Source organism: Pseudoalteromonas sp. NGC95 (assembly GCF_015864705.1).
Taxonomy (GTDB): domain Bacteria; phylum Pseudomonadota; class Gammaproteobacteria; order Enterobacterales; family Alteromonadaceae; genus Pseudoalteromonas; species Pseudoalteromonas arctica.
The window spans coordinates 57017-73680 of record NZ_JADYWR010000010.1 but is presented as its reverse complement, the minus strand read 5'-3'; the positions used below and the strand labels follow the sequence as shown (position 1 = coordinate 73680).

Sequence of the window (16664 nt, the reverse complement as noted above, 5' to 3'; positions counted from 1 at the left end):
ATGGCTAAAGATTTTATATTACCCGATATTGGTGAAGGCATTGTTGAATGCGAAGTAGTTGAATGGCTAGTACAAGAAGGCGATACCGTATCTGAGGATCAGCCAATTTGCGATGTTATGACAGACAAAGCATTAGTACAAATTCCGGCAGTGCATGATGGCGTTATTTCAAAGCTATATTATCTAAAAGGTGAGATTGCTAAAGTACATGCCCCTTTATTCGCTATGGATGTAGCAGGTGAAAACACTAACAATGAAGTAGTACAAGAGCCAGTACAAGCTGAAAATAAAACTAATGATGCAGCTGATGTGGTTGAGGACTTTATATTACCGGATATTGGTGAAGGTATTGTTGAGTGTGAGATTGTTGATTGGTTAGTTGCTGAAGGCGACGAAATAGAAGAAGACCAAGCGGTTTGTGACGTAATGACCGACAAAGCATTAGTACAAATTCCGGCAAAATATACAGGCACAGTAAAAAAACTATATTACCAAAAAGGTGAAATAGCAAAAGTACATAGCCCGTTGTTTAAAATGACAATTGCAGGCAGTGCAGCAAAACCAAGTGTTGATATAAACCAAGCGGTCGTAAAGGCTCAAACTAATGCCGTCGCTGAAAAAGTTGCCCCTGTTAAAACGCAGCAAGCTGCGAAAGTTATCAATCAAAAAGCGGTTGCATCCCCCGCGGTTCGTCGCAAAGCACGTGAACTTGATGTTGATTTAACCTGTGTACCAGGTAGTGGTAAAAATGGGCGTATTTACAAGCAAGATATCGAAGAGTTTGTAAAAGGCGAAGTGCCAAATACTATTGATACTTCACCGCTTAATAGCGATGCTTCTCAAAGTGCAGTACAAAACCAAACACAGAATCAAAGCGGTGGCGTACGAGTAGAGCAAATTAAAGGCATTAAAGCGGCCATGGCCAAGCAAATGGTAGCTTCGGTTTCAACTATTCCGCACTTTACGTTTAGTGATGAAATAGATTTAACACAGCTTATAGCTTTGCGTAGCGCTTTAAAAGAGCAGTACAAAGCACAAGGCGTTAAGCTCACCATGATGCCATTTTTTGTAAAAGCACTCTCGCTAGCAATGAAAGAGTACCCTGTACTTAATTCTAAAGTGAACGATGAATGCTCAGAGCTTACCTATTATAACGATCATAATATCGGTATAGCAGTTGATTCAAAAATTGGCTTGTTAGTGCCTAATATTAAATCGTGCCAGAGTAAAAGCATTGTTGATGTGGCAAATGATTTAACCCGCTTAACTCATTCAGCGCGAGAAGGCCGTGTTGCACCCGATGATTTAAAAGGTGGGACAATTAGCATCTCTAACATTGGTGCTATTGGCGGCACTATCGCGTCCCCTATAATTAATAAACCAGAAGTGGCTATTGTTGCGCTAGGTAAACTGCAGCATCTACCGCGTTTTGATGATAATGGACAGGTTGTGAGTAAAGCTATTATGCAAGTGAGCTGGTCTGGCGATCATCGTGTTATTGATGGGGGCACTATTGCTCGCTTTAATAACCTATGGAAATCGTACTTAGAAAATCCATCGGCAATGATGATGGCTATGAGTTAATAGCTAAATTGTTAATATTTAATAAAAACCAGCTTTTAGCTGGTTTTTTGTTTTAATGTCAGCTGTTTTTAATTAAGATACAAATGTTACTAAAAAGTAATAAGGTTAACCCCGTTAGGGAATATAAAAAATAACACTAAGGAAATTTTATGGAACACTATATGAACGCGTTGCGTAGCTACGCAGATTTTTCAGGCCGTAATCGTCGTAAAGCATTTTGGATGTTTATGCTAATTAATTTTATTTTTTCGCTTTTGACAGGTGTTATAGATGGTATTACAGACACAATGTTCGTAAGCTCTATTTATAGCTTAGCGCTATTTATTCCTGGCTTAAGTATTGGTGCTCGTCGTCTACATGACACAGGCCGTTCAGGCTGGTGGCAGCTACTTTGGTTAGTGCCAGTAATCGGCTGGATTGTATTAATTGTTTTTCTTGCTCAAGATTCACACGAAGGCGAAAATGATTTTGGTCCAAATCCAAAAGAATTAGCAGTAGAACCAACTACTGTATAAGTAAGAATAACTTAACATGTTAAAAGCTCAGCAATTGCTGAGCTTTTTTGTTTTTTTATTTCTCATTCTTTTAAATTTCAGCAAAAAAATACAACCCATAACCAACTATTAATGCGGGAATAGACGTGTAAAGTGTAGCTATAACTGCAGCTTTGGGCGCCATTGCTATTGCTGGAAATAACGCATCCCCATCGTTAGAAATTGCGTTTCCTGCTAAAGCACTAAAGGGAATAATGCCTTGAATATAAAGTGTTGTAACAATTATTTGCGGGCCACAGCCGGGTAAAAAACCAATAAGCACTGCAATTAATGGGGCTAAATAGGCGTAATGTACAAACCACGTTTTTAAATCAAGTCCTGCAATGTTAACCAAAATCTCAAATAGCATAAAAGAGGCTACAACCCATGCCGTTACAAAATGGGTATCTTGTAATACTTTTATTATTTTAGAAGGGGGGTTACATGCATCGTCTTCTGACGTTACTTCTTGATAGCTTTCACCTCTTGACGAAAGTGCCCAAATACTAACAATAAATAAAGCCATTACCGCACCAAATATCGTAATTACAGTGCCTGTGCTTGCTCCAAACTGCGAAAAATCAACATTAAACGCAATCAAAAAGGCAATTATAAGGCTTGGGATAATTGCTACCATCCAAACCGGTTTACTGATTTTAATAATGTTAGTTGAGAGTATTTTAATTTGGTGCTTTTGTTCTTGCGCTGTTGGGCGTAAAAAGGCTTTTTTGTGTATTGTATTAACCAGTAAACCACTGAATGTACCCACAACTAACCCTATTCCCATAATTAACAAGCCTTCAGTAGGGCGGGTAGCAAGTAATAAAAATGCTGCATCTCCCATTGTAGCTGTTAGCACAGCAACAATAGCACCAAAGCTTGCTTGGCCTTTTGTAAATTGAGTAACCACAATAATAGCGCCACCACAGCCAGGTAATGCACCTAAAACCGCTGCAAAGCTAATTTCTAAAATAGGGGACTTGGCACTTAAATAACTAAGCTCTAATTGAGGTAAGTGTTCTATAGCGTAGTAGTAAATTAAAAGGGTAGCAGCAACAAACACACTCACTTGAAAAAATGCATCACTCAGTGCGGTCATTGTTATTTCGCGTAATTGCGGTATTGCAAGGCAAGTTAAAATAAATAAAGGCAGCAGTAAGCGTTTATTTTGGCTCAAAAATCGTTTTGAGGCAGGAGTAATAAAACCAATGTGAGGGAGTGAAATCATACAATGCGACCTAATAAATTAACTAGGTCACACTGTATATTTTAATTAAATGATAATCAATATCATTTACATCTATTTAAATCGATTACTCTGTTTGAGTTTTTTGATAGCCAAATCTAAGTTAGTTTAAATTTGAATTTAAGGCTGTGATTAAATTGGGCTACTTACGCTGAAATTCAGAGTTTGTATTCCACGTTGGCCACTGTTCTGTTTCAGAAATATCAAAACCTACTTTATAAAATAATTGTAAGTCTTGAACAGCACCCGATAAATCCCATTCGTCACGGTAACGATCACATGGTTGATGATAACAACCGCGAAGTACTAAACTCATGCGTTTACGGTAATTAGCTGTCTCTTCGTCAGCTGCGACTGTGCCGCCACCTGCGTACATGGCTGGAATGCCCATATTAGCAAATGCAAAGTGATCAGAGCGGTAATAGCCACCCGATGATGGTTTAGGATCGCCTGATATTGTTCTGCCTTGCTCTTTAGCTGCAGTTGCTAAAAACTCATCCATTTGTGACTTACCAATACCAACCACATTCATGTCTTTTACTTTGCCTAATAAATTTAAGCTATCCATGTTTATGTTAGCGACTGTTTTATTAGCTGCAATCACAGGGTTAGCTGCATAGTATTTAGAACCTAGTAAGCCTTGTTCTTCAGCCGTAACTGCTAAAAATGTCATTGAGCGGCTAGGGTGCTTAGGTAATTTAGTAAAGGCTTCAGCTACTTCAATAAGCCCAGCGGTACCCGTTGCGTTGTCGTGAGCACCGTTGTAAATTTGATCGCCTTTACGTGTTTTATCTGTACCTAAGTGATCCCAATGCGCTGAGTAAATAACATGCTCATCTGGTTGCTCGCTTCCTGGTAACGTAGCGATAAAGTTATACGATACTGATTTTTTAATCGTGTTTTTAACATTAACAGAAGCAGTTAAATCGCCCATATCAACATGGAAAGCACCTTTAGCTGCGTTTTCTTTCGCAGTATCGAAATCTAATCCTGCTTTAGTAAAAAGCTCTTTTGCTACGTCAGTTGTAACCCAGCCTTCAACAGCTACGCGGTCCATATTGTTGTTTTCTTTTTGAAAACCAAACTGCTCGCCGCTCCACGAGTTTTCAACAACCGACCACGGGTAGGATGCAGGTGCTGTTTCATGAATAATAATTGCACCTGCGGCACCACGGCGACTCGCTTCTTCGTATTTGTATGTCCAACGCCCATAATAGGTCATTGCGTCGCCAGTAAATAAAGCAGGGTCTTTTGTTGCAAAACCCGGATCGTTAACCAGCATTACAACCGTTTTGCCCTTAACGTCTAAACCTTCGTAATCATTCCAATTGTATTCAGGTGCGTTAACGCCGTAGCCCACAAATACAAGTTCAGAATTTTCTATGGCTTCTTGTGCGCTTATGCGGCTGCTACCCATAACCATGTCTTTTTTGTATTGGTAGTCTTTACCGCCAATACTAAGCACCATGTTCGAATCAGCTTCTAAAGAAACTAATGGCACTTCTTGTAAGTAACTGTCGCCATTACCTGGTTTTAAACCTAAAGCTTTAAACTGCGCAGTTAAATAATCAAGCGTTAGCTTTTCGCCAGGTGATGAAGGAGCACGACCACCAAATTCGTCTGATGCGAGTACTTTTACATGTTTAGCCAGTTCATCAGCTTGAATACTGTTATAACCATTTGTTATATCAATAGGTGTAATACTTGTTGTTGCGCAACCTGCTAAAACAGCGGTAGCGAGGAGTGTGAGAGAGAAATAATGTTTCATGTCAGCTCTTTTTTTGTTTTAAGTTGTGATTAGTATATTAACTTCTATTAAGTAGAACCAGTTTTTGCGGTAAACTTCTCGTAAATTATAGGCATAAATTGTTAAAGGTTTAAATGAAGCGTTTTACTCCCCCCGAGCAGTGGCAAATCAGTAGTCTAGAAACAGGTGCATTTGCGCATTTACGTGAGCTGTTTAAAGTTAACGAACTAACAGGTTGGCCGGTGCCTCAGTGGTTTTCTCCATTTTTAACCGCTATTAATGCGAATAATATACCTATTACTTTTAAAGATGATGCAAAAGTAGATTTTGGCGATCGTTATTACGAACAAGTTATTTTTGAAACGGGTGTTGTACCTACACGCAGTGAGAATTGGCATGACTTATTTGGTGGCTTTATTTGGTGTTTATTTCCTAAAACTAAAGCGCTTATAAACCAGCGGCATGTACAAGATATAGCTGAACATGGATTACAACAGCGTACCAAACATCGTAATGCATTAACGCTCTTTGATGAATGTGGTGTTGTATTAGCTATAAGTGAGAGTAAATGGCAGCAGTGGCTTTGCGATCATCAATGGAAAACAGCATTTGTTGAACACAAGCATGAGTGGGGTAAAACAATAAAACCTTTTATGTTTGGCCATGCTAATTATGAAATGCTCACCAAACCTTATATAGGTTTAACGGGTAAAGCATTGTTTGTTTGTGTACCTAATGAAATATTTTGTAAAGATTTAGTAACTCAATATCAGTACCTAGACCAAGCCCTTTATGAGATGATTAATACAGATAACTGCTTAGCCGATAACAAACAGCTTTCACCACTGCCTTTATTAGGTGTGCCAGGCTGGCATGACGAAAACAAAGACGACTCTTTTTACAACAATACAGATTATTTTAGAGCGAAACGAAGGATACGAACATGATAGAAGTTTCTGGGCTTAAAAAGAAATTTAAGCTAACTAAAGATCACAAAAAAAATAAAATAGATGACATCGACCCTCGTGAAGATAAAGATTACTTTCACTCAGTACGAGATGTGAGTTTTAGCTGCGCAAAGGGTGAAGTACTTGGGTTGCTCGGCCCAAATGGTGCGGGTAAAACAACTACACTTAGAATGATTTCAACCGCGTTAAAGCCCGATGAAGGCTCAATAACAATTGCCGGAAACGACATTGTAAAAAAACCGCTACTGGGGCGTAAGTCTATCGGTTTTTTATCGGGCTCTACCGGTTTGTATGGCCGCTTAACTGTAAAAGAAAACATAGAGTATTTTGCAAAGCTCCACGGTATGAGCAAAAGCGATATTGCATCGCGTTGTGATGAGCTATTTACATTGCTTGATATGCATAAGTTTGTAGATAAACGCGCAGAAAACCTATCAACAGGTATGAAGCAAAAAGCAAATATTGCGCGTGCTGTTGTGCATCGCCCAGCAGTTGTTGTACTTGATGAGCCAACAACGGGTCTCGATATAATGACCACGCAAACCGTTATTCAATTTATTAAGGGCTTAAAGGCGCAAGGTACACCTGTTATTTTTTCGACCCATCATTTAGATGAAGTTGCACTTTTATGTGACCGAGTCGCTGTAATTAACGAAGGTATTAGCTGCTTTGACGGAACAGTAGATGAATTTAAACAAGCAGGTAATAGTGATGAGCTTAATCAAGCGTTTATGAACATACTAACGGAGAAACATGATGTTTGAAGTATATAAAAAGGAATTAAAAGAGCTCCTTCGCGACAAAAAAACCCTTATGTTTGTTGTGTTGCTGCCAGTACTTATTTTCCCAATAATATTTGCTATTGTTGCTTTCATTGGCACGCAAGCTGCGCTTGACGCCGATCAAAAAGTAAATACATACGTAATTATTAACGGCGAATATGCACAAGAATTTACTGACAAAGTGTTTTACCATAAAAGCTTTGAACTTTATAATGGCAGTAAAACCTTTAATACAATAGAAGATCTCAAAGCAGGTGTTACCGCCGGCGACATAGATATGGGGATTTACTTGCCAAGTAATGCCGTAAAAACTCTCGACAATGGTGAGCAAAGCAAATGGCAAGTTGTATTTAACGATGCTAAATCAATAAACTATTTATTCGATCGGGTTAAAGAACTTGCTCAGGAATACAGTGACGTACTGCAAGCTGATAAGTTAAAAAGCTTTGGGATAGAAAGGTCTGCGCATAAAGCTATTCTTGACCCTATTGAAGTTGTCAAAGTAGATACAGCCGATAAACGTGAAAACTTAGGTGAAAAAATAGGCGCCTATTTACCTTATTTACTTATCCCATTGGTTTTAATGGGGGCTACTTACCCAGCAATAGATTTAGGTGCCGGCGAAAAAGAGCGCGGCACGCTAGAAACACTCCTACTAACACCCATTACACGTACAGAATTGGTGCTCGGTAAATTTATAACATTACTTACTACCTCTATTGCATCAACCACTATTACGATTGTGAGTATGGGGTGTTGGGTTGCAGTTGCATTAGCATTTGCTGACTTAGATTTCATTAAAACGGCCTTCGGTACGCTAGCGGTTAGTGATTTACTGATGATTTTTTTACTTTTACTTCCGCTGGCTGCCATATTCTCTTCTTTAGCGTTAGCTATCTCAATTTATGCGCGTACATTTAAAGAGGCACAAAATTATATGCAGCCTTTAAGTATGGTCGTATTTTTCCCTATCATTATTTCAATAATGCCAAATATGGAGCTTACTGCTAAAACCGCGTTTATCCCGGTAACAAACGTGGCATTAGCCATTAAAGACATAATTAAAGGCACAGTTGATTATACCTTTGTAGGGCTAATATTTTTAGCAACCGTACTTATTGCAGGTGCGTTACTAGCATTTTGTGTTAAATGGTTTAACCGAGAAGATGTATTATTTAGATAATTATATAGATTTAGCATTCTGAAAAAATATAAAAGGTAGCATTGGCTACCTTTTATATTTTAAAGGAATGATTGGTTGAAACAACTATTTTATAATCTGTGTAAGTCGATATGGGTACTCTCATTCATTTATAATTCATATAGAGAGTGTGCTCTAAATAAAACTAATGATTTAGTCTTTTTATTATAAAAATTATAACGATAACCGATTAGTTAGATGGTCCAATTCTTTCGTTAATGCTCTATACTAATAACAATAAAAATTTATGGTGAAGGTAAATGTTGAAAAAGAATAATTTTTTGAATGTGACAAAAAATAATAGACTAATGCTCGTTGCAACAATAATATTTGTTCTTATAGCTTTACCATCTCTGTATTTGTTTGACCAAAAAGTAAGAAGTGATGTTTATAATTCAGCCCAAATAGAATTAAAACGTGAGCTTGAAACAAAAAGCCTTTCACTAAAAAACCATCTTAAAGATAGTGTTACCGCTATTCGCTTTTTAGACGCAACGCCCCCGATTAAAGGCATTACTCGCGCCACTGAAAACAAGAAAATAGATCCCTTGTTAGGCACGCACATTGACGTTTGGGAAGAGCGCTTAGCGAGTATTTTTAGTGGTTTTATGCGCACAGACGACAGCATACTTCAGGCTCGCTATATTATTCTCGCAGATGGTGGGCAAGAAGTTGTCAGGGTTGATAGAAACCAACTCGGAGAAATTAATCGACTGCAAGGCCTGCAATTACAAAAGAAAGGCCAACGCGATTACATGATAAAAGCGAGTATGCTCGATAATAAAAGTGTTTATATTTCTCCTATTAACTACAACCGTGAAAATGGGCAGATACAAGAACCTTATATAAGCACTTTTCGTGTAGCTAAACCTGTTTTTGATGAAAAAAATAAAATTTTTGCAATATTAGTCACTAACTACTTTGCTGATAAATTAATAAAAAGTTTAACGGTTGAATCTCCACAAGGAACACAAATTTACCTAATGAATAATGAAGGTGAATTTTTATATCATCCAAACCCTCAATTACGCTTCGGTTTTGAATTTAATAAAGCAAAAACATGGACTGAAGAATTTTCTACTGCAACCACAATGGCAGAGCAAGGCACTTTACCGCTAAGTAATTACCCAATTGCTTACACGTTAAAAAAGCGTATTTCGCTTGATGGTGATATTGCGATGTTACCTTTAGAGCTTGGTGTAAGTGTTGATACTAAAACGTTGTTTGCAAAGGTGAACGAAAGGCGTCAAAACTTTATTGCAATGCTAGTGGTATTCTTTAGCGTATTTTTAGTTATTGCCTTTTTATACCAACGTTTTATAAACCGTAAGTTGTTAATTAATTCTCTAAAAGAGCAAAACAATAAAGTAATAGAAAATTCTTTGGATGCTATTTTTACAATTGAGCAAAACGGCGAAATTGTTCACTTTAATAATACAGCTAAAGAGGTTTTCGGTAATTCAATCTCAGGCACTAGCCCTGATTTTGTTTCTTTATTTAACTTAAATGAAGCCGATAATAACTGTATAGAAGAGACTATTTCAAACGGATCAAAAATGCCGTTTGAAGCTATCTACACAGATGGTTATGGCAACAAACAATACTTTTCAATTACACTCAGTAGTATTTTTGATGTCTACAATAACCGTTATCAGGTAGCGGCTATTTTAAGAAATATTAGCTCATTAAAAAATACTCAATCAGAGCTTGAAGGCTTAAACAGTACTTTAGAGCTAAAAGTCTCACAAAGGACTGTTGAGCTAGAGCGAGCAATTGATCAAGCATTAGCAGCGAGCCAAGCAAAAAGTGACTTTGTAGCAAATATATCTCACGAAATACGCACACCGATGAATGGCGTTTTGGGTATGCTTGAAATGCTCAAAGAAGATGGCTTAAGTGAACAACAATACCATTACTTAAAATTAGCTAATAGTAGTGCTAACTCTCTGATGAATTTGATTAACGATATTCTCGATTTTTCTAAAATAGAAGCGGGTAAGCTTGATATTGATAATCATACATTTGATGTTGTTACAGTATGTAGCGATATGATTAGCTCTTTAGCGTTACAGGGCCAGCGCAAAGGTCTTGAAGTATTCTTAGATACAAAAGATGTAGTAGACAGAATGGTTATTGGCGACAGCCATCGACTAAAACAAATTTTAATTAACTTAGTTAATAATGCATTTAAATTTACCCACCGAGGTGAAGTAAGTTTAACTGTCGGCTCTAAGTACATTACCGACTCAAAGTTATTAATGAGCTTTACAATAAAAGATACCGGAATTGGTATAGCGCCAGAGAACATAGACAAACTATTTGAAGTGTTTACACAAGAAGATTCAAGCACAACCCGTCATTTTGGTGGTACAGGCTTAGGCTTATCTATATGTAAAAAACTTGCTCAGTTAATGGGTGGTAATATTACGGTTATAAGTGAAAAGGGTGCTGGTAGTACCTTTACCGCAACAGTTGAGCTACATGTAGCACAAGAGAAAAAACTAAACACAGGTATTGAGCTTGCTACAAGTATTAACGTAGCGGCATTAATAGCGCGCGATAACGTTTATAAAAACGTGTGCGATTTATTGCTACTAACCTGTAAAGTAAATGCAGAAAACATTGTAAGACTCGACTACTTTAGTGAGCATAAAGAGTTTGAAGCTGACTTATTATTGATTGACGATGAGCATCCTCAAATTGATGCGTTAATTGATTACTGTAAGCAGTTTAATAAAAAGTACGTCTTAATTTTACGCGACATGGTGACTGATAAACCGACTAAAATGATATTACCTGAGGGTAGCCATATTTTAAATAAACCGCTTACCCAAGATCAATTTAGCTATAAGTTAGCCAGCTTATTTGGTGCCAGTAATGATTGCATTATAGCGCCACCAAGAGGCTTAACAGAAGAACAAGTAGAGCCTGACCTATCTGCTTATCATATATTATTAGTAGACGATAATATGATAAACATTGAAGTTGCTAAGGCGATTTTAAAACGCACTAAAGTAAAAATCACCTGTGCATCAGACGGTGTAGAAGCATTAGAAGCATTAAGAGAAAACACAGAGCAAGCTTTTGATGTTATTTTAATGGATTGCCAAATGCCTAATTTAAATGGCTACGATACAACAAGTGAAATCAGAAATAGTAAGGCCGGGGTAGACTACACTTACATACCTATTATTGCTATGACAGCAAGCGCAATGGAAGGTGATAGAGAACGTTGTTTAACTGCAGGCATGAACGACTATATTACTAAACCAATCAAGCCAAGAACGCTAAAAGATAAGTTAATCACCTGGCTAAGTTAATAGTTATTAATTGAGAATCAGCTGCTTATGCAGCTGATTTTTTTGGTTTAGCATCCGTTGATATATTTAACTTTGTTATGTCGGCGCTATCGAGTACGGTTTGTGTGTCTGACCAATGTAGTAATTCAATTTTTCCATCTTGCTGTTCTACCAGCGCCGTACAACTCTCAATCCAGTCTCCATCGTTACAATACATAATTCCGTCATCTACTTTTATTTTGGGATGATGAATGTGTCCACAAATAATACCGTCTACGTTTTGTTTTTTAGCTTCATGAATTGCGGCATCTTCGAAGGCTTTAATTGCTTCACGTGCTTTGTGTACGCGGGCTTTTATCCATGATGCAAGCGAGTAGTAATTACCACCAAATAGCTTTCGAATACGATTGGTCCAGCGGTTTAAAAATAATAAAAAGTCGTACCCTGCATCACCCGCGATACTAATAAGTTTGTTATAGCGTGTCGCGGAATCAAAGTCATCACCGTGTACGAGTAAAAAACGTTTATTAGCTTTAGTGGTGTGAATAAACTGCTGGTGGATTTCAATACCAAATAACGTTTGATTTATATAGTTTCTAAACGTTTCGTCATGATTACCGGGAATATAAATGACGCGTGTACCGCTAGCTGCTTTTTTTTGTATAGAGCTTAATACTTGATAATGCGAAGGGTGCCAATAAAACTGACGTTTCATTGACCATAAATCAATAATATCACCCACTAAATAAAGTGTGTCGGATTCTACCGAGTTTAAAAAATCGAGTAAGTAATCTGCTTTACAGTCTTTGTAACCTAAATGAACATCAGATATCCAAATAGTAGGGTAGTGTTGCTTCTTAGTGTTTGCGCCATTACTCATTTTCATTCCCTAAAGTATCGAGTGTAATAATTAAATACTTTAGGGAATGAAAATGACAATTATACGATAGTAATACTAAAGCTAAATAACACACATAAAATTTAGGTATAAAAAAACCGCTTTTAAAAAGCGGTTTTAAAATTACTTATAAGTATTTTTAGCTTAACCTTTAACGGCTGCTTTAATTGCATCAATTGCTGTATCGATATCAATCATTAGCTTTTCACCTGTACGGCGGTTTTTAAGCTCAACTTTGTTTTCGTCAAGGTTACGCTCACCAATTACTAGCGTAAATGGCACACCAATGAGTTCCATATCGTTAAACATAACACCAGGGCGCTCTTTACGGTCATCAAATAACACATCAAGACCAGCATCTTTTAAACCTTGGTAAAGGTTATTTGCAATATCAGGAATACGATGCGATTTGTGCATGTTCATTGGAACAATTGCTAAATCGAATGGCGCGATTGATTTTGGCCAAATGATCCCGTATTGATCGTTGTTCTGCTCAATAGCAGCAGCAACAATACGTGAAACACCAATACCGTAACAACCCATAGTCATGGTTTGGTTTTTACCACCTTCGTTTAATACACCCGCTTTCATCGCTTCTGAGTATTTAGTGCCAAGTTGGAAAATATGACCTACTTCAATACCACGTTTAATTTGTAAAACGCCTTGGCCACATGGGCTCATATCGCCTTCAACAATATTACGAATATCAGCAACTTCGTAATCAGTTACGTCACGATCCCAGTTAATACCGCTGTAATGCTCGTCGTCTTTATTTGCACCGGCAACAAAATCAGCAAGTATGTTAGCTGCTCTATCAACAATAATAGGCATTGATAAGCCGACAGGACCTAATGAGCCAGGTTTTGCGCCAATAGCAGCAACAATATCTGCCTCTGTTGCCATTTCAAGCGGAGAGTCTACTAATGGGTGCTTTTCAGCTTTTAGTTCATTTAATTCGTGATCGCCACGCAGTACTAAGGCTACTAAACCGCGTACTTCGTTTTCATCAGGCGTACCATAAACAATTAACGTTTTAACACCGCGATGTGGCTTAACACCGTAGTGTTTTTTAAGCTCGTTAATCGTTTTAGCGTCAGGCGTTGGAAACGCTTTAAGCTCTTTTGATGCTTCAGGGCGAGGCTCGCTTGGTGCCAGTGCTTCTGCTTTTTCAATATTAGCGGCGTAATCACTGCCATCACTAAACGCGATTGCATCTTCGCCCGACTCAGCAAGTACATGAAACTCGTGCGATACGCTACCACCAATAGAGCCTGTATCGGCTATAACAGGGCGGTAATCAAGGCCTAAACGCTCAAAAATATTACAATATGCTTTGTGCATCGCTTGATAAGTCGCATCTAAACACTCTTCACTTAAGTGAAAAGAGTAGGCATCTTTCATTGTAAATTCACGAGCACGCATTACACCAAAACGAGGACGACGTTCGTCGCGTACTTTAGTTTGTACTTGGTATAAAGTAACTGGTAATTGCTTGTAGCTGCTTATTTCTTTACGTACGAAATCAGTTATTACTTCTTCGTGTGTTGGGCCAAGTGCAAATGTACGGTTATGACGGTCTGTAAAGCGCATAAGCTCAGGACCAAATTCATTCCAACGGCCAGACTCTTCCCACAAATCAGCAGGTTGAATAACAGGCATTAGCATTTCAATTGCACCCGCTTTGTCCATCTCTTCACGTACAATGTTTTCTACTTTACGTAGCACGCGTAAACCAGAGGGTAACCAAGTGTATAAACCCGAAGCGACGCGGCGGATCATACCGGCTCTAAGCATTAACTGATGCGATACGATTTCAGCATCTGATGGCGTTTCTTTAAGTGTTGCGAGTATATATTGGCTTGTACGCATGTTTTTTCCGAAATAGAGTAATTATATTCTTTTAATAGAGCTTAAGTTTACCAGCGGATGCTTTTACACTAAAGCGCTAACTGAGTTATTTAGTTTTTTTCTATACTTGTTACTACGTTATGTTCGCCATTGACTTGCCAGCGAATATTATAATTATACAAAGTCATACCATAGCTCTGCTCGCCGTCTTTTTGTTTTTTATATGCAGGGCGGGGATCTTGTTTTAAAACATTGGCAATAAAATCATGTAAATCTGGGTATTGTGTTTGCGCATTAACAAACTCAATTGCTTGAGGGCTAAATTCAACCGTCATTTGTGTTTCAGGGCGCGTGTCAGCAAAGCCAGCACTTGCATCCGGCATAGAGTCTGAATACGGCAAATACGGTTTTATGTCAATAATCGGTGTGCCATCAAGTAAATCAATACCAGCGAGTAATAAGCTAAGTTGTCCGTTTTTATATTCAATACCTTCAAGTTTTACGGCGCTCATTCCAATTGCGTTTGGTCTGAATGTAGCACGGGTCGCAAATACACCTTTTCGCTCATTGCCACCCAAACGAGGCGGGCGCACCATAGCAGAATAACCTTTATCAGCCGTTTCATGAAAACGAAATAACAACCATATATGAGTAAATTCATCTAAACCACGTACAAACTCTTCGCGATTAAAATCGGGGGCAAATATAAGCTTTGCTTTAGCTTGTGGCACTAAACGAGGTTGCCTAGGTATAGCAAACTTTTGTTTATAAGGAGATTGAATGTGGCCAATAGCCGAAATGGTATAATCGCTCATAGTACTCGGGTACAAATAAAATAGAGCGCTATTCTACCCGCATTTAGCGTTTATGGCATTAATGTAAGCAAGTTTATTGCGTATACCAATTTTATTAAAAATATGATTATTCTACTGCATTAAATAGCGCACTTACTTTGTTAGGAATTATTCATAGTTGACAGCATGGATGCAGGAGGTAGAGCAATGCAGGGAGCAATTTGTGATAACAACTATATATTATAATTTTTCCTTGTTATTGCGCTATTTTCTTAGTGCTACAATAGAACAATTATTTAATGCACTTGGCATTATAGACCAAGCGGTTTAAAGTTTTTTATTAGACTGATTGGTTTATATTAATATATTTAAAAAGAGCCTAAAACAAAAAAGGTAAGCCCTTGGGCTTACCTTTTATACATGCTAAAGACTAATTAAAACATGTATTGAACTGATACAGACGCTACATCCATATCTGGGTCAATATCGTCATCAAGTTTATAGCGTTCGTACTCTAAACGAAACTGTACATTTGTTGTAAGCGCGTATTCAATACCAGCGCCGTAAAATGCATCACCACCATCTGTAGACGCTGATACGCCACCTACTGGTAAATCTTGTGTGTAATCTGCATCCCATTCAAGCCAACCGCCTTTTGCATACACAGAAAAGCTTTCTGTTATAGGGTAGCCCAAACGTGCGGCAAGCGATACGCCATCAATTTCAGCTTTGCTGTCTATATCACTTACTTCATCAAAGTTTTGATAAGCAAGCTCTAAGCTTAAGTACTCGTTAAATTGTGCACCAACGTAACCCTTAAGCATTTGTGCATCGTCGTCAAAGTCAGTGTCGTTGTCACTGTCTTCAAATTCAAAAGAATATTGACCGTAACCGATACCAGTATAAATACGTGGAGAATCGAAATCAGAAATGTCAGCGTGTGCTGCAGAGTTAAAACCCAGTGTTGCTAGTGCAATAGCTGAAAGAGAAAGTGTTTTAATCATTGAATAGCTCCTTTACAAAAAATAATCAAATGCTTGATTTCATTAATCAAACTTCAATTATCTACTTGCAGCGAGCGTGCCAATATTAAAATGAATTAAAAACACGCCTTAATTAATTCTTTTGTATTGGTTTTTACGGTATTTAGCGTGTTTTATAATCAAAGTGAACTTTTGTGTAATTGAGTACTCTAAAATAAGTTGTATCTTTTACAAAGTATAATGAGTTTTTTACATAGCCTGACTTTATTTAAACTAGTAATTACACTGTATGAAGCAAGTTTTCTGTTTCAATTGCTATTTCTTTCATTTTTATAGCGTAATTTTCTAATTTAATATCTTCTTCTGTTACAGCTTTAAACGAAGGCACTTCTATTGGGTAGCCCGTTTCATCCATTGCAATAAAGCTGATAACACAATGATTTGTTTCAACCATATTTTGTGTTTTTGGATCGCCACAACGCACTTGTATAAATATTTGCATACTACTTCTACCCGTATGGGCAATTTTAGCTTCTACTTCGACTATTTGACCTACTAGAATAGGGCGTCTAAATTTAACACCCGCAACCGAAACCGTTACGCAGTAGTGACCACTCCAACCAGCAGCACATGCATAGCCTGCTTGGTCAATCCATTTCATGACGGCCCCACCATGAACTTTACCACCAAAATTAACATCGGTAGGCTCTGCTAAAAAACGAAAAACAACTTTTGACGACGGCATAGATAACACTCTTATTATTAAAACTACTATTAGCAT

At 37.8% G+C, this 16664-nt stretch carries 13 protein-coding genes; 6 read left to right on the top strand and 7 right to left on the bottom strand.

The genetic code is table 11. The annotated features are described in order from the left end of the window. Both I6E70_RS11050 and I6E70_RS11045 read left to right on the top strand, forming a co-directional pair. Positions 1–1584 carry a dihydrolipoyllysine-residue acetyltransferase gene (locus I6E70_RS11050; protein WP_197188716.1) on the top strand — a complete coding sequence of 528 codons (1584 nt, stop codon included), beginning with the start codon at positions 1–3 and terminating at the stop codon, positions 1582–1584. 149 nt (positions 1585–1733) lie between these two features. Continuing rightward, the gene (locus I6E70_RS11045) at positions 1734–2099 is read left to right on the top strand and encodes a DUF805 domain-containing protein (protein ID WP_007586837.1); all 366 of its coding nucleotides are present in this window, start codon (positions 1734–1736) and stop codon (positions 2097–2099) included. A 70-nt stretch (positions 2100–2169) separates the two neighbouring features. On the opposite strand, the gene I6E70_RS11040 is transcribed toward I6E70_RS11045, so the two are convergent. Next, a complete protein-coding gene (locus I6E70_RS11040; RefSeq protein ID WP_197188715.1) occupies positions 2170–3345 on the bottom strand; it encodes a putative manganese transporter in 1176 nt (391 codons plus the stop codon). 160 nt (positions 3346–3505) lie between these two features. Continuing rightward, entirely contained in the window at positions 3506–5131 is a 1626-nt protein-coding gene (locus I6E70_RS11035) for a M28 family metallopeptidase (RefSeq protein ID WP_197188714.1), read from the bottom strand. Positions 5132–5244: 113 nt separating this feature from the next. Here I6E70_RS11035 and I6E70_RS11030 point away from each other — a divergent pair, with 113 nt between their 5' ends. The 4 genes from I6E70_RS11030 to I6E70_RS11015 all read left to right on the top strand — a co-directional run bounded on the left by I6E70_RS11030 (position 5245) and on the right by I6E70_RS11015 (position 11381). Continuing rightward, the gene (locus tag I6E70_RS11030; RefSeq protein ID WP_197188713.1) at positions 5245–6057 is read left to right on the top strand and encodes a DUF3025 domain-containing protein; all 813 of its coding nucleotides are present in this window, start codon (positions 5245–5247) and stop codon (positions 6055–6057) included. Continuing rightward, positions 6054–6842 (top strand): ABC transporter ATP-binding protein, encoded by a 789-nt coding sequence (locus tag I6E70_RS11025; protein ID WP_197188712.1) that lies wholly within the window; start codon positions 6054–6056, stop codon positions 6840–6842. The genes I6E70_RS11030 and I6E70_RS11025 overlap by 4 nt, the downstream gene beginning before the upstream one ends. Further along, positions 6835–8043, top strand: coding sequence for an ABC transporter permease (locus I6E70_RS11020; RefSeq protein ID WP_169043757.1), 1209 nt, complete (start codon positions 6835–6837; stop codon positions 8041–8043). Before I6E70_RS11025 ends, I6E70_RS11020 begins: the two co-directional genes overlap by 8 nt. Positions 8044–8369: 326 nt before the next feature. Continuing rightward, a complete protein-coding gene (locus I6E70_RS11015) occupies positions 8370–11381 on the top strand; it encodes an ATP-binding protein (protein ID WP_442960295.1) in 3012 nt (1003 codons plus the stop codon). 25 nt (positions 11382–11406) lie between these two features. Here the strand turns inward: I6E70_RS11015 and I6E70_RS11010 are convergent, their stop codons facing one another. The 5 genes from I6E70_RS11010 to I6E70_RS10990 all read right to left on the bottom strand — a co-directional run bounded on the left by I6E70_RS11010 (position 11407) and on the right by I6E70_RS10990 (position 16628). Then, a complete protein-coding gene (locus I6E70_RS11010) occupies positions 11407–12240 on the bottom strand; it encodes a UDP-2,3-diacylglucosamine diphosphatase (RefSeq protein WP_165721936.1) in 834 nt (277 codons plus the stop codon). 162 nt (positions 12241–12402) lie between these two features. Continuing rightward, positions 12403–14127: a proline--tRNA ligase gene (locus I6E70_RS11005; protein ID WP_024589214.1), complete on the bottom strand. Its 1725-nt coding sequence runs from the start codon at positions 14125–14127 to the stop codon at positions 12403–12405. Positions 14128–14216: 89 nt separating this feature from the next. Next, positions 14217–14921, bottom strand: coding sequence for a tRNA (N6-threonylcarbamoyladenosine(37)-N6)-methyltransferase TrmO (gene tsaA, locus I6E70_RS11000; RefSeq protein WP_007586811.1), 705 nt, complete (start codon positions 14919–14921; stop codon positions 14217–14219). Positions 14922–15334: 413 nt separating this feature from the next. Continuing rightward, positions 15335–15904: an outer membrane beta-barrel protein gene (locus I6E70_RS10995; RefSeq protein WP_007586810.1), complete on the bottom strand. Its 570-nt coding sequence runs from the start codon at positions 15902–15904 to the stop codon at positions 15335–15337. Positions 15905–16163: 259 nt separating this feature from the next. After that, complete coding sequence (locus I6E70_RS10990) at positions 16164–16628, bottom strand: acyl-CoA thioesterase (protein ID WP_007586808.1); 465 nt, start codon at positions 16626–16628, stop codon at positions 16164–16166. Positions 16629–16664: the final 36 nt, after the last annotated feature.